General features: G+C 48.4%; 15 protein-coding genes. 8 read left to right on the top strand and 7 right to left on the bottom strand.

Going from position 1 to position 19,289, the window contains the following annotated elements:
• Positions 1–356: 356 nt before the first annotated feature.
• The 6 genes from ACYVAM_RS16125 to ACYVAM_RS16100 all read left to right on the top strand — a co-directional run bounded on the left by ACYVAM_RS16125 (position 357) and on the right by ACYVAM_RS16100 (position 9,427).
• On the top strand, positions 357–1,145 hold the full coding sequence (locus ACYVAM_RS16125) for a FecR family protein (protein WP_461068744.1): 789 nt from the start codon (positions 357–359) through the stop codon (positions 1,143–1,145).
• 30 nt (positions 1,146–1,175) lie between these two features.
• Complete coding sequence (locus tag ACYVAM_RS16120; protein WP_461068742.1) at positions 1,176–4,331, top strand: SusC/RagA family TonB-linked outer membrane protein; 3,156 nt, start codon at positions 1,176–1,178, stop codon at positions 4,329–4,331.
• 80 nt (positions 4,332–4,411) lie between these two features.
• Positions 4,412–6,091: a RagB/SusD family nutrient uptake outer membrane protein gene (locus ACYVAM_RS16115; protein ID WP_461068740.1), complete on the top strand. Its 1,680-nt coding sequence runs from the start codon at positions 4,412–4,414 to the stop codon at positions 6,089–6,091.
• Between the two features lie 222 nt (positions 6,092–6,313).
• Positions 6,314–7,240, top strand: coding sequence for a sugar phosphate isomerase/epimerase family protein (locus ACYVAM_RS16110; protein WP_461068738.1), 927 nt, complete (start codon positions 6,314–6,316; stop codon positions 7,238–7,240).
• Between the two features lie 28 nt (positions 7,241–7,268).
• Positions 7,269–8,012: a 3-keto-disaccharide hydrolase gene (locus ACYVAM_RS16105; protein ID WP_461068736.1), complete on the top strand. Its 744-nt coding sequence runs from the start codon at positions 7,269–7,271 to the stop codon at positions 8,010–8,012.
• Positions 8,013–8,101: 89 nt separating this feature from the next.
• Positions 8,102–9,427 (top strand): Gfo/Idh/MocA family protein, encoded by a 1,326-nt coding sequence (locus ACYVAM_RS16100; protein WP_461068734.1) that lies wholly within the window; start codon positions 8,102–8,104, stop codon positions 9,425–9,427.
• 67 nt (positions 9,428–9,494) lie between these two features.
• On the opposite strand, the gene ACYVAM_RS16095 is transcribed toward ACYVAM_RS16100, so the two are convergent.
• Both ACYVAM_RS16095 and pyrF read right to left on the bottom strand, forming a co-directional pair.
• Complete coding sequence (locus ACYVAM_RS16095) at positions 9,495–10,787, bottom strand: DUF2851 family protein (RefSeq protein WP_461068732.1); 1,293 nt, start codon at positions 10,785–10,787, stop codon at positions 9,495–9,497.
• 110 nt (positions 10,788–10,897) lie between these two features.
• Positions 10,898–11,737 (bottom strand): orotidine-5'-phosphate decarboxylase, encoded by an 840-nt coding sequence (pyrF, locus tag ACYVAM_RS16090; RefSeq protein WP_461068730.1) that lies wholly within the window; start codon positions 11,735–11,737, stop codon positions 10,898–10,900.
• Between the two features lie 112 nt (positions 11,738–11,849).
• On the opposite strand from pyrF, the gene rfbC reads away from it, so the two are divergent.
• Positions 11,850–12,395, top strand: coding sequence for a dTDP-4-dehydrorhamnose 3,5-epimerase (gene rfbC / locus ACYVAM_RS16085; protein ID WP_461068728.1), 546 nt, complete (start codon positions 11,850–11,852; stop codon positions 12,393–12,395).
• 43 nt (positions 12,396–12,438) lie between these two features.
• On the opposite strand, the gene ACYVAM_RS16080 is transcribed toward rfbC, so the two are convergent.
• On the bottom strand, positions 12,439–13,131 hold the full coding sequence (locus ACYVAM_RS16080; RefSeq protein WP_461068726.1) for a type 1 glutamine amidotransferase domain-containing protein: 693 nt from the start codon (positions 13,129–13,131) through the stop codon (positions 12,439–12,441).
• Positions 13,132–13,402: 271 nt separating this feature from the next.
• Here ACYVAM_RS16080 and ACYVAM_RS16075 point away from each other — a divergent pair, with 271 nt between their 5' ends.
• A complete protein-coding gene (locus tag ACYVAM_RS16075) occupies positions 13,403–13,798 on the top strand; it encodes a hypothetical protein (RefSeq protein WP_461068724.1) in 396 nt (131 codons plus the stop codon).
• 83 nt (positions 13,799–13,881) lie between these two features.
• On the opposite strand, the gene ACYVAM_RS16070 is transcribed toward ACYVAM_RS16075, so the two are convergent.
• The 4 genes from ACYVAM_RS16070 to ACYVAM_RS16055 form a co-directional block, all read right to left on the bottom strand.
• Entirely contained in the window at positions 13,882–15,444 is a 1,563-nt protein-coding gene (locus ACYVAM_RS16070) for a hypothetical protein (RefSeq protein ID WP_461068722.1), read from the bottom strand.
• A 103-nt stretch (positions 15,445–15,547) separates the two neighbouring features.
• Positions 15,548–16,573, bottom strand: coding sequence for a DUF6807 domain-containing protein (locus ACYVAM_RS16065; protein ID WP_461068720.1), 1,026 nt, complete (start codon positions 16,571–16,573; stop codon positions 15,548–15,550).
• A gap of 127 nt (positions 16,574–16,700) precedes the next feature.
• Positions 16,701–17,318 carry a hypothetical protein gene (locus tag ACYVAM_RS16060; RefSeq protein WP_461068718.1) on the bottom strand — a complete coding sequence of 206 codons (618 nt, stop codon included), beginning with the start codon at positions 17,316–17,318 and terminating at the stop codon, positions 16,701–16,703.
• A 56-nt stretch (positions 17,319–17,374) separates the two neighbouring features.
• Positions 17,375–19,285 carry a DUF3857 domain-containing transglutaminase family protein gene (locus ACYVAM_RS16055; protein ID WP_461068716.1) on the bottom strand — a complete coding sequence of 637 codons (1,911 nt, stop codon included), beginning with the start codon at positions 19,283–19,285 and terminating at the stop codon, positions 17,375–17,377.
• Positions 19,286–19,289: the final 4 nt, after the last annotated feature.

Raw genomic sequence — 19,289 nt, 5'->3', positions numbered from 1 at the left:
AAATAAATACAATGTTGATCCAACTTCTTTCTTGTTAGCCATTTAGCCTGTAGGGGCGGAGCATGTTCGATGAACTACGTTTTTTACAATAAAATCCCCTAGTGTTCCTGTCCGGGAACGTTCCCGGCAACGCTTGCATAAAAAAAAGTTTGTTTTTTCTTTCTATTATCTACTATTATTTACAAGCTTACGATAGTGTTGAAGAAACTACGGTTTCGGCAAACCTACCCTAATCATTAAATAGTCCATATCTTTTATAACCTCTAACCAACTTTTCTTCAATGCCTAAAGACTTACTGTAATAAGTAGAAACCCTTACGCCTGGCGCTTTGACTTACACGAAACTGTTACATACCGTGTCTAACAAGTCATATTCTGCCTACAGCGCTGAGGAGTTCGCCCTCGACGACCTGTTTGTCCGTTGGGTGAAATACCCGAACGACGAAGAGGTAGCCTCGTATTGGCACATGTGGCTCTTGAATCATCCCCATCAGGAAGAGACGGTTGAGACAGCACGTGAATTGATTCGGACGGGTAGCCTCCCCTACCTGCCAGGCCTGTCAACGGATGACGTTTCATCGGTATGGGGCCGGATTCGCGAATCACTCCAGACCATGGAGGATGTTCGCCCGTTGCAACCCGACGTACGGGTCGTTGCTGGCTGGTGGTATTTTATCAGAACGGCCCTGGCCGCATCGGGTGTGATCGCCCTGATTGGCTGGGCGCTCTGGATGCAGTATGGACCCAACCAATCGGTTTGGAGCATCAATGCACCGGCTGGTCAAACCCGCCAGATTCGCCTGCCCGATAACTCGACCATGACGCTTTACCCCAATAGCAGCGTCCGGTATGCCCGGAGATGGGGGGATGAAACGCCAAGAGCAGTCTGGCTGGACGGAGAAGCGGATTTCGCGATAACCCACCGGAGTGACACCTCGTCGGCTCGCCTGTTCAGAGTTCATACGGGTGGCCTTACGATTGAAGCGCTTGGCACCATCTTTCGGGTACGGCAACGTCCTAATGGTACATACGTAGCCCTAACCTCAGGGCAAGTCAACTTGCTGGTAAAGCACCAGGGGCCTATTCAGCTCAACCCGGGTGAAGCAATCGAGGTGGCGGCTGGTCCGGCCAGGATCTTACCATAGTCAATAACCTTTACACTAATCTAATCTAACATGCAGACAACTATTACCCAACCACCACGCCTGGCGTGGCTTCCTCTGCTTGGTCTGACGGCACTCGTGCTGACTGGCCAACCAGCGTTCAGCGCGCCCCCGGCGCGCCTTAACACGACCCTTACAAGCCCCAAACAGGAGCGCGCCATAACGGGTAAAGTGCTGTCGTCTGACGATAATACCGGGTTGCCGGGCGTCAATGTGGCGGTAAAAGGTACGACCCGTGGCACGACTACGGACGCCAATGGCGACTACAAAATAAACATACCCAATGAACAGGCCGTACTCGTATTTTCATCGGTAGGCTTTGTCTCTCAAGAAGTTACTGTTGGCAATCGGTCTACCGTTACGATAACCATTCAGGCCGATACCCGCGCGCTCAACGAAGTGGTAGTGGTAGGTTATGGCTCGCTGAAAAAGAGTCAGACAACCGGGGCTATCTCATCAGTTTCGGCGAAGCAAATCACCGAGCAACCCATTACCAACATAGGTCAGGCGATGCAGGGCCGTGTCGCAGGTGTAGATGTAGCGCAATCCGGGAGTAAACCAGGCTCGACACCGACGATCCGGATTCGGGGCCGTCGTTCGTTCAATGCTGGCAACAACCCGCTATACGTTGTCGATGGCATTCCGCTTACCGGCGATAGAAATGAACTGTTAGGCACTCGTCCATTCGATTTTACCTCGGGTGGTTACGAAGACCTGAATCCAAACGATGTTGCCTCGCTGGAAATCCTAAAAGATGCTACGGCAACCGCAATTTACGGAGCCAGAGGTGCTAACGGTGTCGTACTGGTAACGACCAAACGGGGCAATAACAACGGAAAGACGACAATCAGCTATGATGCCTACGCGGGTGTTACAGATCCGTTAGACAAAGTTCATCTGTTCAATGGCCCAGAATTTGCCGAATACGTACGGGAAGCTTATCGGTCTACCAATGAGTATAATGACGCCAATGGAAAGCCGGTACCAACAGGGGTAGCGGACGCCTATGCAGACGCCCACGTTGCCCCATTAGGAGGAGACCCTGCGGTAGCCGCCGGTATTGCCGCCAATCGGAACACCGATTATCAGTCATTAATCCTAAGGCAGGGGTTTCAGCAAAATCACTCACTTGGCATTCAGGGCGGAACCGAAAAAACACAGTTCTATATTTCCGCTGGCTATTTTCTTGACAAAGGCATTAATCCTGGTCTAGATTACTCGCGTTATTCATTGCGGGCCAATATTGATCATCAAATCAATAAGGTGATCAAAGTCGGTATCTCTTCATATATGATGTATAGCGTTCGAAACGGAGCCAACCTTAATCCATACGGTTTCACACTTTCGCAAAACCCACTTGGCAGGCCCTATGACGATAACGGGAACATCATCTTCTCGCCGACCAACGATGCCTTGCTGACTAATCCATTGGCAGAAATTGTGCCGGGTGCTCAGGTAGATCAAATCAAAAAATACCGGATTTTCAACAGTATTTATGCCGAAGCCAACATTATCGACGGCTTAAAATACCGGGTTAATTTTGGTCCTGATTTTTCCGTTTCGCGGGCAGGTCGCTTTACTGGTTCTCAGACGAACGACCGGAAGGGTGGTGACCCAACGGCGTCCAACAACAATCAGTTTGGATTCAATTATACACTGGAAAACATCCTGACGTATAACAAGACGTTTGGCAATCATAATGTAGGAATAACGGCACTACAATCCATTCAACGGGATAATTTTGAATACAGCAACCTATCCGTACAAGGTGTTCCGGCCGAAACACAGCAATATAACAATGTAGGGAATGCCAGTCTGGTGTTGGGCGTCGGGAGCAATTTAATTCAGTGGACGCTCAACTCGTTTATGGGTCGTATTAACTATGACTACAAGGATAAATACCTGGTAACCGTAACGATTCGTCGGGATGGTTCGAGCCGTTTTGGTGAAAACACTAAATACGGTAACTTTCCAGGTATCGCTTTGGCCTGGAACATCAACAACGAGGACTTCCTGAAAAATGTGTCCTGGCTTGATCAATTGAAGTTACGGGTTAGCCGGGGTTCTGTAGGAAACCAGGGGGTGGTGCCTTATCAAACGCAGGGGCTGCTGAGCCGTACTGTATATGCCTGGAACAACACGGCAGCTTATGGGTATCGGCCTAGTACGATTGGTAATCCTGATTTGAAATGGGAAACGTCGACCTCATCGAACATTGGTATAGACTTTAGCCTATGGCGAGGACGGGTAGCCGGTTCGATCGAATTCTATCAGACCAATACAACCGACCTGCTACTGTCGGACCAATTACCGCAGTCTATTGGCTTTAACGCCGTTACAAAAAACGTCGGCGAAACCCGCAACCGGGGGGTTGAACTTAGTTTGTCGACGGTAAACGTTAACTCAAAAGGTGGGTTTAAATGGACAACGGATTTCGCCTTCACCAAGAATAACGAAGCCATTATTTCCCTCTACAACGGTGCCGTTGATGACCTAGGCAACAAGTGGTTTATTGGCAAACCATTGACTGCTTATTTTGATTACAAGAAGGCAGGTATTTGGCAGACCAGCGAAGCCGATGCAGCTAAATCATACCAAAGTGCAGTTGGGCAAATTAAAATACAGGATACCAACAAAGACGGCAAAATTACAGCCGATGACCGTGTCTTCCTGGGTTCAGATATTCCCAACTTCAGTGCTGGCATTACCAACCGCTTTAATTACAAAGGATTCGATCTATCGTTCTTCGTGTATGGACGTTTTGGTCAAACAATTCTGAGCGGATTCCACCGGGATAACAATCAGTTGGCCGGTCGATATAATCAAATTAAAGTAGATTACTGGACGCCTAATAACCCGACCAACGAATTTCCTCGACCCAATCATAACCAGGAATTTCCTGTCAATAATTCCGCCTTATTTTACTTCGATGGTACATTCGTGAAAGTCCGTAACATCAATTTCGGGTATACTTTCTCGTCAAAGTTAACTCAGAAGTTGGGTATGCAATCGCTACGTGTCTTTACCAGTATTCAGCAGCCGTTCATCTTCTCGACGTATCGGTCGAAATACAATGGTGTCGATCCAGAAACAGCAGATGGCACGATCAATAATAATGTTACGCCTGCTACCCGGATAACGACCTTTGGCTTAAACGTTAAATTTTAATCATACTGGAGGTAGCTGTTTGACACAACTTTTAATTGCTAAAAAAAATGAACCGTATACATATAAAAAAATCAGTTTGTATGCTTGGCATACTAGCGTTTATGCTGGTTAGTCAATCTTGTAAAGACGTACTGGAAGAGAAAGTCATTTCCAGTATCGGGAATGATTATATCAACACGCCAAAGGGTTTCGAGGATGCTACCAGAGCTTCTTATGCTCCACTACGAAGTTTCTATGCAACGCAACAGGGCCTGACGATGACAGAGTTCGGTACGGATTTGTATACGACCGGTTCTGACGGGAGTTACAAAGGCTTCCATTTCTATGATACCCAGCTAAATAGTTTTGTCGATATTCTACAGGGTGTTTGGGAAGAGCTTTACCGAGGCATCAACACATGCAATGCGGTTATCGAACGAGCACCAGCAGCAACGGGAATTAGTGACGCGCTAAAAAAGCAGCGGGTAGCGGAAGTTAAGTTTCTTCGTGCACACTATTACTTTATTCTGGTACAACAGTGGGGAGGTGTAGACTTACGCTTAACGGAAACGTTGGGACCGACAAAAAAAACCAGTCGGGCCACCGAAGCCGATATTTATAAAGCTATTGTGGCTGATCTCGAATCGGCGTTGCCGGATCTGGAAAACAAAGCCAGATCTTCCGACTATGGCCGTGCGACAAAAGCGGCTGCCGAACATCTGCTGGCTCGAGTGTACCTGACAAAAGCAACATCGTCAGCGAAAGCAGCCGACGATTATGCCAAAGCCGCTACCTATGCTCAGAATGTGATTGCTAACTATGGGTTTAAATTATTGCCCGATTTTGCGAGTGTGTTTGCGCAGGGAGCAGGCGAAATTAATGATGAAGTAGTTTTCGCGGTTCAGTATACATCTGATCCGCTGACTAATGCTGCCTCATCTCCGTTAGCCAGTTCGGGGGGAAATACTGGGGGTAATAACCTTCACTTATTTTTCGGTATGCAGTATGATACGCAGGCCGGTATGGTTCGGGACATTTTTTATGGCCGCCCTTTTAGGCGCTTACGCCCAACAACCTATGCTTTAGAAACAGTTTTTAAGGATCGCGTCAATGATTCACGGTATAAGAAGTCGTTCCGGGATACCTGGTTAAGCAACAATCCGGGAACATTTAACACGGCCTTCGATAAATCCAAGTCAACCGTTACGTTCAAAGCGGGTGACACGGCCATTTTTATTCCTGGTTACGAAATGCCGCTGGCTGAACGGGCAAAAAAACCCTATCAGGTTCTGGTGCCCAGTGCTTATACGGAAACTTTGTTTTTGCCACTTCAAAAGTTTTTCGACCCCCTTCGTCCAGACAAAACGTATGAGCCTGGTAGCCGCGACTATCTGGCGTTCCGCTTAGCCGAAACATACCTGATATTGGCCGAAGCTCAGATTAAGTTAGGAAAAACGACAGAAGCAGCCACGGCTCTCAATGCAGTGCGTCGGCGGGCAGCCTGGCCCGGCAAAGAAGCAGCGATGGAAATCACGCCGGCTAATGCGACGATGGACTTCTTGATGGAAGAACGCGGTCGGGAATTAATGGGTGAACAGATGCGCTGGATGGATTTAAAACGTTGGGGAAATCTGGTGGAGCGCGTTAAACTCTACAACCCACAGGGTGCCGTAAACGTAAAAGAGACGAATAACCTTCGACCAATTCCGCAAACCCAGATTGACCGGACGGAGAAAGCGGCTGATGGTAGCGCAGGGTTTCCCCAGAATCCAGGATACTAGTGAGTGAACGAACGACACAGTAAAAGAGCGGTCCGCCATAATGGCGAAAACAGGCGTAAGCAATTTTCACCGCTACGGCGGGCCGCTCCTTCACGCTGTCGCTCGTTTACCTCAGTAGAAATGAGTGTCCCAGCGCTTCTTTAAATGATTTTTACGTAAAACGATTAATTAACAATCAGTTAGCTGACTAGCCGTTGCATCTGATTATTTACCCTTATGACTATGCTGGAAACGGTAAATCGACGGCAGTTTTTGACAACAGCTGGTGTTTCGGGCTTAACTTTACTAACGGGTATGAATCGGCTATTGGCCGGTAACGCCAAACCTTCCGGTATGAAAATTGCCTACTCGGCCATCACCTGGGGAGGTAACGATGCTCAGGCAATCACCGACATATCGGCACTTGGCTATCGCGGAATTCAGCTTCGTGCCAATGCTTTTGGCCCTTACAAAGCCAGGCCGTCGGAATTAAAAGCGCTGCTCGATCAGCATCACCTGGCCCTGGCTATGTTTTCGAGTGGCAACGTTGAGATCGACCCGGCCAAAGAACAGAGTACCATTGACATGCACGTGGCCCACGCCAGTTTCGTGAAGGCGTTGGGTGGTTCGGCCATTCAATTAACCAACTCAGCCCGGCCTAAAGATCGGCTCCCAACGACCGAGGAATTGAAACGGCTGGCAACGGTTATGAACGAAATCGGCAAACAAACCGCCGATTTGGGCGTGCAGGCAACGTATCACAACCACATGAGCCAACTCGGTGAAACGCCCGAAGAAGTGGAGGTGATTGTGCAGGCCATGAATCCTGAATTCGTAAAATTAGAACTCGACATTGCCCATTATAAACAAGGGGGCGGATTACCGGAGAAAGCGGTAAAACAGTATAAAGACATCATTTATGCCCTTCATTTAAAAGATACGATGTCTCCTCTCCCCGACAAGCCTGATAACCCAAAAGCGTATAAATTTGTCGAGTTAGGCCGGGGAAATGTCGATGTTCCGGCGGTGTTTAAAGCCCTGGACGAGATTAAGTTCAAGGGATGGGGGATCATCGAACTGGATGGTATACCGGAAAAAGACAAGACTGCCGCTCAATGCGCTCAGATCAATAAAGATTACTTAACTAAAACCCTACATTATCCTTTGTGAAAGCTAGCTTGCCACAAAGCAAACGTCTATGAAAAAATCGTTCATTTTTGGTCTTTTGGCCCTTAGCCTGATTGCTGCCGAAAAGCCACAGGCCCCTAACACGCTAAGTGCACAGGAAAAGAAAGACGGCTGGAAATTATTATTCGACGGTAAAACAACTAATGGCTGGCGGGGTGCCTATAAAGATGCCTTTCCTGCCAAAGGCTGGAACGTTGCCGATGGGCTGCTGACCATTCAGAAATCGGACGGATCGGAATCACAAAGTTTTGGCGATATCGTTACCGATGGTGAATACAGCGATTTCGACCTGATGTTCGACTTTAAACTGACTGAAGGCGCCAACAGTGGGGTTAAGTATTTTGTGGCGGAGCAAAGTCCAAAACCAAAGGGCTCGGCCTTTGGCCTTGAGTTTCAGGTGTTGGACGACGATAAGCACCCGGATGCCAAACTGGGCCGGGACGGCAACCGAACCGTTGGGTCCCTATATGACCTGATTCCGGCAAGCAGTAAAAAAGCCAACCCCATCGGTGAATGGAACACGGGGCGTGTCGTCTCGAAAGGCCAGCATGTAGAGCATTGGCTCAACGGCAAGAAAGTAGTAGATTACGAACGCGGCAGCGAAAAATTCCGGCAATTAGTAGCGATGAGCAAATACAAAGCTCCCGAATACAACGCCAATGGCCGTTTTGGTGAAGCCCCGAAGGGACATATCCTTCTGCAGGACCACGGCAATCAGGTATCATTCCGAAATATAAAAATAAAAACTCTTTAACCAGGAAGCTGACTAACAGCCATTAGACTTTCGGCTTAAATGCCTTTATCAATTGTCTGGTGTTTTCTGTTACCGGCTTTGTATATCATATGGAAAATCGTCGTGAGTTTATAAAAAAATCTGCCCTTGCCGGGCTCGGCATGAGCTTCTCAGCGGGCAGCTACGCCCGTATTCTCGGCTCGAACGACCGCGTTCGGGTTGGTATCATTGGTTTCTCTGACCGTTTCCGTCAGTCGCTGGCACCCGCTTTTATGGAGCACGCCAAGGCACAGAATTTTGCCTTCGTCGGCGTATCGGACATCTGGAGCCGCCGTCGCGATGAGGCCGAACAATATTTGAAAGGTAAAGGCTGGAACGATGATTCGTTTTTCAAAGCCCGCAACAACGACGAACTCCTCGACCGGAAGGATGTCGATGCCGTGATCATCAGTACCGCCGATTTTCAGCACGCGCTACATTGTGTAGCTGCGGTTGAATCGGGCCGTGATGCCTATTGCGAAAAGCCCTTCGCCGAATCCCTGGACGATGCCCGGAAGGCGGTTAAAGCCGTTGAAAGTTCAAAGCGGATTGTGCAGGTTGGCTCGCAACGCCGGTCGGCTCCTAATTACCACTCGGCCAATGATTTCATTAAATCAGGAAAATTCGGCGACATCACCATGGTTGAAATGACCTGGAATGTCAACCAGCCCGGTCGCTGGCGTCGGCCCAAGTTAGTATCTGAAATCCGGAAGGAAGATACCGACTGGGATCGTTACCAGATGAACCGTCCGAAAACAGCGTGGGACCCTCGTAAATACCTGGAGTTCCGCTTGTTCTATCCTTACTCGTCCGGTATTCCCGGTCAGTGGATGTCACACCAGATTGACACCGTTCACTGGTTCAGTGGCTTGGATCATCCCCGTTCGGTAGTGGCCAATGGTGGCGTATATAGCTGGAAAGATGGGCGCGTAAATGCCGACACATTCACCGCTGTCTTTGATTATGGCCCGGACAACGATAAAACCAAAGGCTTTCAGGTGCTGTATTCCTCCCGGATGAACAATGAAGCGGGTGGTGTGAAGGAATATTATTACTCAAACGGCGGCATGATTAACCTGGATACGAACAAAATCTCGCCCGAAGGTGGTCTGGAAGCTAAATACGCCAAGGACATGAATATGCAGGCGAATCTTCTGCCAACCATGTCGCTTGGTGAAGCGGCTAAAATGGAAACGTCGGCCAATACGGGTGGCGATCCGATGACCTCGCTTCACATGCTGAACTGGATGGGTTGTGTTCGTAGTCGCAAGGAGCCCAACGCACCGGCACGGGTCGGTTTCAATCACTCGGTTGCCAACATCATGGCCACAACGGCCCTGCATACCGGCAAGCGCGTAACCTGGGATGCCGCCAAACAAGACGTGGTAACCAGCTAAATTTTGACTGATAAATGATGAGTGATAAATGATGACTCTTTTTAAGGCATTTATCACTCATCATTTATCATTCCTTCACCAACGCTGCACCGACCTGGCAACTCAGGCATTTTTTTTGGGAGCAGAACTCGTTATAAAGTTCAATAGCCGCCTGCGAATCGAACGCTGTACGAATTCCCAGTCCAAGGGTTTCCCAATTTTCGGTCAGGTGGTTTTTTTCGGGAGGTAATTGTTCGAGCAATGTTATGGCCCGGTCAATGTAGGCGGGTTGCCCCCGGTGATGTGCATAAGCCGCCAACAACGGAACAACCGTGTTGATCACAATGTTTTCAGCGGCCTGCTGACCCAGTGCAGACGCCCCTTTTTCCGTTTGCTTACCGAACCGGTAGTGCGTCTGCCAATAATCGGAGGGTGTAATTTGCAGGGATTTCACTAACCGATCTACCTCCGTTGTTCCCACAAAAAGTGAAAATAAGCTACCCTGCTTGGTCAGTAAGCGGGCAAACTGGGCTAAGCGGAGTGTTGGAAAATTAGCGGGCCGGAGTCGCCCCCATTTCCAGGCATGCGGCATTAGCTGCTTATCGGTAAGGCTATATTTAGCCGATAGAAATCGGTATTCCCGCTGTAAGGCCACGACATACTCATCCGGTTCATCGACAGGCAATAAGCCAGCCGTACCAAACAGCATCGCTTCGGCTTGCAACACAGCATCCCGGTGCTTGAGTATCGCTTTCAAGGGCAACGCCTGGCTCAGTTGCGCCATAGGATCCGTATTAATTTTGAAGCCCATATTGGCGGCCAGCACTCTATAAGCCGTTTCTTCCCAATCACCGTTTGTTTCTTTAACGATTTCCTGAACGCCAGCGGCCTTGCGTTCCAGCCGTTGCATCATGGCTTTGTCCAGCATGGATGTAAGCCGCAATGGCGATACGGCCTTGAACTGCCCGGCGCAGGGAATAACATCTGGCGATTCGCTAAGCGTCTGATAGCGCGTTAGTAGTGCAGGATCGGTCAGCGGCCTGAGCTCTAGCGTAGGCAATGGCATCCCATCAGTTCTATCTACACGATGGTTGTTTGCCATTCGATCATCCTGCCAGACAACATGCAGAATAACGTTATCGTATGCCCGGTCATGCTGGTGGCGATGCGCCAGCCAGTCGGATGTCCGGATATGCATTTCAACGGTACCGACCCACTCAACATCGGCAATGAGCAGACGGGCATTTATAAAATCCGGTCCGGCATTATGATTTCGAAAGCCCGTATGCAGCACCTGCACAACCTCACCGTCGGTGGTTGTCAGGCTGTTTCTGGAGAAATATTGATATTGCCAGATAAAATACAGAAAAGCTTCAGGCACAGGAAAATAGCTAGCAGGCACTAACGCACCCCGATTGAGCAATCAATATAAACACAATTTATGAAAATGGTGCTTAAATGAAATCCGCTATAGCTATTTATTAGTAGTAACTACACTAATGCAGCCAGATGAGCCGCCATTTCCTGTTGCAATTGCTTCGCTTCATTACTGGCCTGTTGGGCAAAGTCGGCTCCATTGGAGGCATACAGAATACTTCTTGACGCATTCACCAGCAACCCACCTGATTTTGTTAAACCCAGCCGTGACACATCAGCCAGACTGCCTCCCTGTGCGCCAACACCGGGTACCAACAGAAAGTTATCGGGCGCCAGTTTGCGAATGTGTTCCAGTTCATCCGTTTGCGTAGCTCCTACAACAAACATCAGTTGTTCGGGGGTAGCCCAGGTCTGGGCCGTACGGATAACTGCTTCAAATAACGTTTGACCACTCAGTGGCCCACTTTGTATTTGCTGACGCTGAAAATCGGCACTACCTGAGTTCGATGTTAATGCCAATAGAATAACCCATTTTTCTGGGTAGGCTAAAAAAGGAAGCACAGAATCATGGCCCATATAGGGGGCCACCGTAACAGAATCGAAAGATAGGCCAGCGGCTGTCGAATCGAAAAAAGTACGGGCATACAAATCGGATGTGTTGCCAATATCACCCCGTTTAGCATCGGCAATAGTAAAGCAGGTTTTGGGGATGTAGTCCAGTGTCTTTTGCAGGCTTTCCCAGCCAGCCGGTCCCTGCGCTTCGTAGAAAGCAATATTTGGTTTGTAGGCAACCGTTACATCGGCGGTTGCGTCAATGATGGCTTTATTGAAGGTAAAAACAGGATCAGCTTCTGTTCGTAGATGCGAAGGAAGTTTACGGGGGTCCGTGTCTAATCCAACACACAAATAAGACTGTTTTTGAAAAATCTGTTCGCTTAATTCCGAATAGGTCATGCTCAAACGCCCGGCCAGAGGCTAAAATGATTCTGCCCAAAAGTACAACTTATGGTACCAGTTTCATAAATTTGCCCATAAGAGAACTACCATTACGTAACACATCTGGATTATGCACGTTCGGCAAACAGCCATTGAGGGTTTGATTGAGTTAACTCCACGCGTATTTGAAGACGAACGCGGCCATTTTTTCGAGTCATACAACAAGCCACTTTTCGTGTCGATGGGCTTACCGATGGACTTCGTGCAGGACAATCAATCCTTTTCCGTTAAAGGCGTTCTGAGGGGGCTGCACATGCAAAACGAGCCATTTGCACAAGGTAAATTAGTTCGGGTAATTACGGGGCAAGTTTTGGATGTGGCGGTGGATTTACGGCCCGACTCCCCTACCTTCGGGCAATATGAAACCTTCTTACTGGATGCCAAAATTGGTAATATGGCCTATATACCAGAAGGCTTTGCCCATGGTTTCGTTGCCCTGGAAGACAGTATTTTTAGTTATAAATGCACGAATATTTATAATAAAGCCGCCGAGTCAGGCATTATCTGGAACGACCCGGACCTGAATATAAACTGGGGAGTTACAAATCCGATTGTTTCTGAAAAAGATCAGGAATTGAAGCCACTTCGGGACGTATTTCCGCATGCCGTGGTTTAATTAAATAGCGCACAACGGCTAATGACCAGACGGCCGTTGTGCGCTATTTCTCATACATCTCCTCCAGCACTTTTCGGCCGACCTTCCGGGCCGAAAGCGGGTTTTGCCCGGTTACCAGCCGTTCATCGACTTCTATATAAGGCAGAAAGGGAATTAAGCTTTTACTGTAGATCGCTTTTTTTTGCCGAAGTAAATCTTCCAGTAGAAAGGGCACTTCTTCATCTAACCGGACAAGCTTCTCTTCCATATTGGAAAATCCCGTCAGCTGCTTATTATCAATCAGAAGTGAACCATCCGACAACGTTACATTCAGCAGGGCGCTCACACCGTGACACACAGCGGCCACCATACCTCCCTTTTCATAAATCTGACGTGTAATCGTTTGCAAAGCCGGGTTATTGGGAAAATCCCACATGGTGCCATGGCCACCCGTAAAGTAAATAATCTGATATAGCGCCGGATTTACATCATCGATACGGATCGAGCTCTCTAGTTTAGCTCGAAATGTGGGGTCATGATACCATTTTTCGTTTATAGCATCACGGCGATCAATGCTCTTCTCATCAATCGGTACTTGTCCACCGTTTGGGCTGGCAATATCGTAGGGCAGGTTACGGCCCGCCAACTCATCATAGAAATGTGTCGCTTCACTTAACCACAGCCCCGTTTTATGCGGCTTTGTCGGATAATCTGTATGATTCGTGCAAACGATGAGTGCACGGTAGATAGGGTCCATAGCATGAAATGACGTTCGGGGGCATAAGTTCGAGGTTTACCGGCAAACTTCAAACCCCAAACGATAAACGACATGCACCAATCCATTTATAAACTGCCGGACTAGGCGGGGTCTTGTTCCGGCGAAAAGCCTCCTTTTTGTAGACGTCTATCGAATAATTGGCCAGACGATAAAAAGCATAATATTTATTTGCCAAAGCGGTAGTTTAACTAGCAAAATCAACTGCATCCTTAGTATATTTGTTAATAAACCGTATACGTACTTAATTTCTATGACAACTATCACTTATGGTTCACTTCAAGCTGAACATGCCTGGATGATTGTATCTGATCAGCTTCAGCAACGGAATAACATGCTGGCTAAGAGTATTTCGCATATGGAACGAAATCCCAGCGATTTGCCGATGGCCAGCCGCTTGATTATGCTACGTTATCATCTTAAAATGAGTCTGCGGCAACTCACCAAAGAAGCCCGTCAACAGAAAAAAACGACACAACAAGAGAATCAATTAGCGGAGCAGTGGATGCATGTGCACCAGTTATTTTTCCTGTTACGGCAAATTGATAGCGAACTTGGTCGGGCAACCACGGAGAATACCATACTCCGCTCATGGCTGGAATCGCTTGAAGGGCGTGTGTATCGGTCAGCACTGGTACATTTGAATTGATATCGTCAAGACGAAGGTGACCAAAAACAAAGCCGGTGGAAATTTCCACCGGCTTTGTTTTTGGTCAGATAGCCTGTAGTCTTCTATTTTGCACGGACATACGTCAGGCGTTTCATGGTAATGGGTGCACAGCCAGGCTCACAAGGCGCTTGGATGACTACCGGTTTATCGATGATCGGTGGGTCAATGGTGGGCTGGTCAGTAGGGCCATTCTGGGAAGTTGCCAGCCATTCAAACTCTGCCCAGCCATCAATCTTTGGCCCTTCAGGAATCGTGGCAAATTCAATCTGCCCAATGCTATGTTCAAGCCAGTTATCATTACTGCTAAGGTTTATTTCATACGTATGAAACGCTCCATCATTGATAATTGGGAAATCCATAAACCTGTCTCCGGTACCGAATATGGTTTGATCTTCGCTCCGACGCCATCTAAACCGAATTTTGTCATTCTGCGTCTTGAATGCTGCCCGCAGATACAGTTTGGGGTTTGCCCGCCCACTCCAGAAACCATAGGGTGACGATATGCCAATGTTATTTTCGGCATCATTCAAATTGACATGGAGCTTACCATTGATCGGCAACCCGGTATCCTGCGCATGGCGATAGTACCATTCCTTGCGGGAGTTATCGAACCTATAATTAGGCCCAGCGGCTAACCGGGGTTTATTATATACATACGACCGAATCTCGTTCAGATGGCCGACAATTAACTCATAGTCCCATTCATAAACCGTATTGTAATCCAGAATTACCCGATTCGTAGCCGCAATGTAGGAAGCAACCTGGCTGTATTCATCCCCGCCGAGGTCACTTCCAAAGTAACCTCTCTTCCATTCGTAATTATCCTTTACATACAAACCGACGCCATACCCGTTGTCATTTACAGAAGCCATCCAGGGTTCTGTTGGAAACACATCACCAAAAATAGTCGTACTTGGCGGCTGTATACGTTCCAGATGCAGCGACCCGTTTGTGTAAGGCGAATTATCCTTGTAAAACCACATATTGTGGTAATCTCCATTCAGATAAGCACAGGGAAACTCCTGCTGGCGAGCCTCATACTGTGTTTTGTCGGAACGGTTCATAACGACTTTAGCATGAACTTTCACCACATTTCCCTCCAGACGGATCCAGTGCTCGATTGTGGCTTCACCTGGTTCATTATTTAAGCCGAACTGTTTAGGAATCGTTTTGACGTATAACTGATCCGGCTGCTTTTCGAGCGTGACTACCTGGGATGGATTTCCATGAGAATCGCCAGCCTGAATCGGGTTCCAGCCAAGATTGGACCAGCCTGTGGTTGATTTCTCCGAGTAATTAGCAGGACCACTATAAAGCGCAATCTGCACTTGACGGCCAAGGTCAGGATTATTGACCATGTTAGTCGTGCTCACCAGTCCGCCATGATTATCGAGAAAGGCCAGGTACGTAATAGCGCCACCATAGTTGGGGTTGACCCCGACTCTGATTTGTCCGTTCTCTATGGTCTGAAGTCCATCGGCCCCTTTCCTCGACGGGGAATAAACGGTTGATTTGCTGTTAATTGCCGTATGAGGCTGAGCATGGAGCAGGCCTGATAAAAAAGTACCGGCAACAAGGAATGTATATTTTAACAAGATAAAGTTACAAAATTTGAGTCGGGTCATACGAGCAGTACGATTTGGTGTACTTGGTCACCCTCAATCAAATAATATGCCAAATATAAGTAACGCATTATTTGGGGACCAATTACGTTGTCAACTGCTTCAATTACTTCATCAACTGCTTTAACGCGACATCCGATAAGTTGCCGGATTGAATCAGTAGTCGATAGCGAAACGTAACCGATTGCCTGGCCGGTAGTGTATAATTCATAGCAGGAGCCTTTCCATTACTAAAAACAGATGGGCCCAGCGGATTGGCGGCAAACAGGCCGTAACCTCTGGCGTGCCAGTAGGTTGGGTAGCCAATATTATTGGGATTATCTATCAATACCAGTGAGACGGTTTCGTTGCCAACTGTGCCAGTGAGTTTGGTCCATGGCGCACGAGTCCCCCAGACAGCGTCGCCCTCCACGCCTTCGCTGGTGCGATACATGCCCGTTACTCCGGCGTTGTCCAGAACAGGTACTTTAGTGGCTACTCCTTGTGCGTCGGTAAAAACCTCTGGTTTGGTTGACGGCTGTTCGAGCTGGCGGGCAAGGCGCAGGGCAATCAGCCCTTCTTTATTATCCTTGAAAATCACTTCTTTGTCGGCGGCCTTTAAGGTTGTAATCCGGTCAATAACCCGCTTGTCAGCACCTGCCCCGAACTGATAAGTCGTCGTTTCCTGGAGCATCACTTTTCCATCTTTGTCGAGCCAGTCGGCTGTAACGACCAGTTCTGCTTTATCTTTACCATTTTTCATGGATTTTACCCCTGTATGGACAATGGTGCCAAAAGGGCCTTTGTGCTCAGGTCCTATTTCGATGGAGTTGTTCCAGAAATCATGCCCGTTTACGTCGCCATAATTGAACCACATGCCCACATGGTGCGGATGGTCAATGCGTTCACCGGGACGAGGGTCCAGCGGCCAGCCGCGCGTTATGAAATTGCCACCAGCGGACAGTATTGGATATAAAACAGGTTTCTTCAAAACGGTTGGGCCCGGATAAATATAAGCGGTAAAGGGCTTCCCGTCTACGGTGACCGTTACCTTCTTCTGGGCTTCATCGTGCGTAAGCTGAATTTGGTTTGATTGAGCCCAACTCGTCAGCATAGAACCAACGAATAGACAGGAGAGGAAAAAATAGCGCATTGGATCGTTAATTAGTCAATTTTATAAACTACGTTTTCAAAAAAGTCAGCCAATAAAATAGCCCCAGCTTGAAAAGCCGGGGCCACCCAAATGCTACTGAATAAGGCGCCACAAAAGTCTGCGCTCCTTAGTTTCCCATCAAAATTTTGTTCGTTACATCCTGATCAATCGTAATGTAACCCGGGTAGTTAACCTGCTTACCCAGCAAATCCAGCGTTGGTTTGATCCGGATCGTCAGTTTAGACGGTTGCGTACCGCTGGCCCCCGACAAATTCTGCACCAGTTGCGTGAACGCATCGCGCGTTTTGCTGTCAGTCAATAACTGATACGCATTTGTATTCAGGCGAACCGGCACGCGTGTTCGTCCACCACCGGGCTGAACTTCAATCCGCTGATTCAGAAACCCATTGAACAGCTCCTGGCCAGCAAGCAGAATCCGGTATTCCAGTTGATTGATACCCGCCACTTTGTTGGTTGGGTTAGTAATGTCAATGTTCAGGCGGGCATCCAGCGGCACATTGCGGGTGAGCAGGCCCGTGGCCAGTCGTGGGTAACGCGCGGGATTGATATCTTCCAGCTTCTTTAACTGCCGAACATCGATGCCAGCCAGATAGATACTATCCGCCGACGCAATTGTATAGCGGCAGTCACCTAGGGTTTTAGCTTGTGAAATCTGTTTATTAACACCGCATTGGCTGAACAATAGCGGGAGTGCTACTACTATGAACGCAAGGCTCTTTTTCATGTTTACCAGTTAAATCGTTTTCCTATAAACCTTCGACAATGGGCAAAGGGTTTGGTTTAATTAAGTTTAACGAACACCATTTGTGCCCGGTCGGCTTTGGCAACCTTCTTCCGGAAGTCGACCCAGTCGGTATAAGCAGCAGGCAAAAAACGACCTCCATGCATCGTTATTTGACGAATATAGGTCATCCGGTCACCATTTACTGTCAGTTGTGCCGTATATCGTCCAAATTTTGACTCAATCTCAACCGGTGGTATGGTATATTCGGGTGCATACCCTTTCGGAATCTGGTACGTAATGGTATCGCTGTCTTCATAATTGTAGTTCGCTCCTAACTCAATTGCTGCCCGGCGGGGTTGTAATTGGGGCGTTGCCTGTGATAGGGCAGACATCAGATTCAGGGGCAGGAAGAGCCTCGTTCCGCTGGTTGTTGCCAAACGGCGCACCGTTAGCCCCAGCGTTTCAATAACAACCGGTACGGTCCCGCTCTGTTCCTGATACGCGAACGTGTTTAGCTCGAACGCCGGAATGTGGATACGTTTAAGGAGCCAGGTACGCTGATCATTATGGCTCAACCGATGCAGTACGCTGGCATAGTCATCTTGCTGAAGACCTGTGTAACGTGTTCGTACATCCGCAGTTGCATCGCCCTGTTCGGTCAGGGTAATCGCAATTCGTCGCTGCTGAAGGTTATTTTCCGGACGATAAGCCGGTGTTTTAATCAATCGACCACCGTCGGGCTGAATAAGGAGTACATGTCGGTTTCCGGTGAAATCACCAACATAGCCCGCCGGGTTATGTCCGTCTGTACATTCCAGAAAGAGGGTATCGCGCTTATCGGCCACGCATAGAATGACGTGGTTAAACTGAAAGCTCGGAAAATCGGCCAGCAGGTCAGGTTCATTATCGCCCGCCCGCACCAGTGCCGGATAAGCCGTAACCCCAATTGCCTTCAACAAAGCCTGCGTATAATTGGTGAGCGCTTTACAGTCGCCATATTTACTGACCGCTACCTTTTCGGCCTCAATGGTTTGCCAGCCCCCAATGCCAAGCTGAATGCTGATGTACCGCGTCTGATCCTGAACGAACTTATACACGGTCTGTACTTTCCTGAAGGTACTCGTTTCGTTTTTTGTCAATTCCAGCACGCGTTGTCGCAGTTCTTCGGGAATGCGATCACGACCTGTATTCAGTGTGTGATAGAACTGGCCTACATCCTTCCAAGTCGTTAAATGACCTTTGTAGTCCTGAACATCAAAATCGATCGGCGCCGTGTACACAATCGGTAGCTGCTCCCGCGCCGGGGGCGACAACGGTTCAAACTCCACAGCCGGTCGATCCGTTACTTTCCAGACATACGATTTCCCTCCGTCGGCCAACGGGGTCAACGCAACCGGCGTTGGCAGATTCACTTCTTTGTAGCGAAGTGCTAAACCCGGTGGCATGACGATCGTAAATATAGCCTGTTCAACAGCCAGGTGCTCCTCGTCCTGGGGTAGCCAGGTCGGATAAAACATCAGGTTTCGCTCCGTCGTTTCCACCAGAAAGTCGACCGTGTAGGGGTAAGATGGCTGTTTTGGAAACGATGCCACTTTTATTCGCTGATCATCAAAGAGGTTGTAATCCGTATAGGTACTGTTATCGTCAATGTCTGCTTTCTTGAGCTTCTTGATCAATTTGCCGTCAGCATCATACAAAGCGCCTTCCAGATTAGTCACTTTCGAGAGTTTATCATATCCGACTACTTTTTTGGCCTGATCGTCGCCCCGCTCATCCAGCACCGTCACCACAGTGTGAATCCGTTGGGTAGCCTCCCCTATCGACTTGACGGTAAACGTCGTTTCATGCCTGCGCACAACAGCATGGGCATTTTCTTTCAAAGCCGAGGGCAGCGACCCAGACTGATATTCAACCTGAGCCTGCGCAATTTGACTTATGAACAGCAGCAATAAAAGATGTTTTTTCATTACG

It is taken from the genome of Spirosoma horti (genome assembly GCF_054776595.1).
The sequence above is the reverse complement of the archived record's forward strand: the minus strand, read 5'-3'. Positions and strand labels throughout refer to the sequence as shown.

Excerpts from the sequence above, each read along its gene's own strand:
- ACYVAM_RS16120 (WP_461068742.1), top strand. The coding sequence starts at position 1,176 with ATGCAGACAACTATTACCCAACCACCACGCCTGGCGTGGCTTCCTCTG.
- ACYVAM_RS16115 (WP_461068740.1), top strand. The coding sequence starts at position 4,412 with ATGCTTGGCATACTAGCGTTTATGCTGGTTAGTCAATCTTGTAAAGAC.
- ACYVAM_RS16110 (WP_461068738.1), top strand. The coding sequence starts at position 6,314 with ATGCTGGAAACGGTAAATCGACGGCAGTTTTTGACAACAGCTGGTGTT.
- ACYVAM_RS16105 (WP_461068736.1), top strand. The coding sequence starts at position 7,269 with ATGAAAAAATCGTTCATTTTTGGTCTTTTGGCCCTTAGCCTGATTGCT.
- ACYVAM_RS16100 (WP_461068734.1), top strand. The coding sequence starts at position 8,102 with ATGGAAAATCGTCGTGAGTTTATAAAAAAATCTGCCCTTGCCGGGCTC.
- pyrF (WP_461068730.1), bottom strand. The coding sequence starts at position 11,737 with ATGACCTATTCGGAATTAAGCGAACAGATTTTTCAAAAACAGTCTTAT.
- rfbC (WP_461068728.1), top strand. The coding sequence starts at position 11,850 with ATGCACGTTCGGCAAACAGCCATTGAGGGTTTGATTGAGTTAACTCCA.
- ACYVAM_RS16080 (WP_461068726.1), bottom strand. The coding sequence starts at position 13,131 with ATGGACCCTATCTACCGTGCACTCATCGTTTGCACGAATCATACAGAT.
- ACYVAM_RS16075 (WP_461068724.1), top strand. The coding sequence starts at position 13,403 with ATGACAACTATCACTTATGGTTCACTTCAAGCTGAACATGCCTGGATG.
- ACYVAM_RS16070 (WP_461068722.1), bottom strand. The coding sequence starts at position 15,444 with ATGACCCGACTCAAATTTTGTAACTTTATCTTGTTAAAATATACATTC.
- ACYVAM_RS16065 (WP_461068720.1), bottom strand. The coding sequence starts at position 16,573 with ATGCGCTATTTTTTCCTCTCCTGTCTATTCGTTGGTTCTATGCTGACG.
- ACYVAM_RS16060 (WP_461068718.1), bottom strand. The coding sequence starts at position 17,318 with ATGAAAAAGAGCCTTGCGTTCATAGTAGTAGCACTCCCGCTATTGTTC.
- ACYVAM_RS16055 (WP_461068716.1), bottom strand. The coding sequence starts at position 19,285 with ATGAAAAAACATCTTTTATTGCTGCTGTTCATAAGTCAAATTGCGCAG.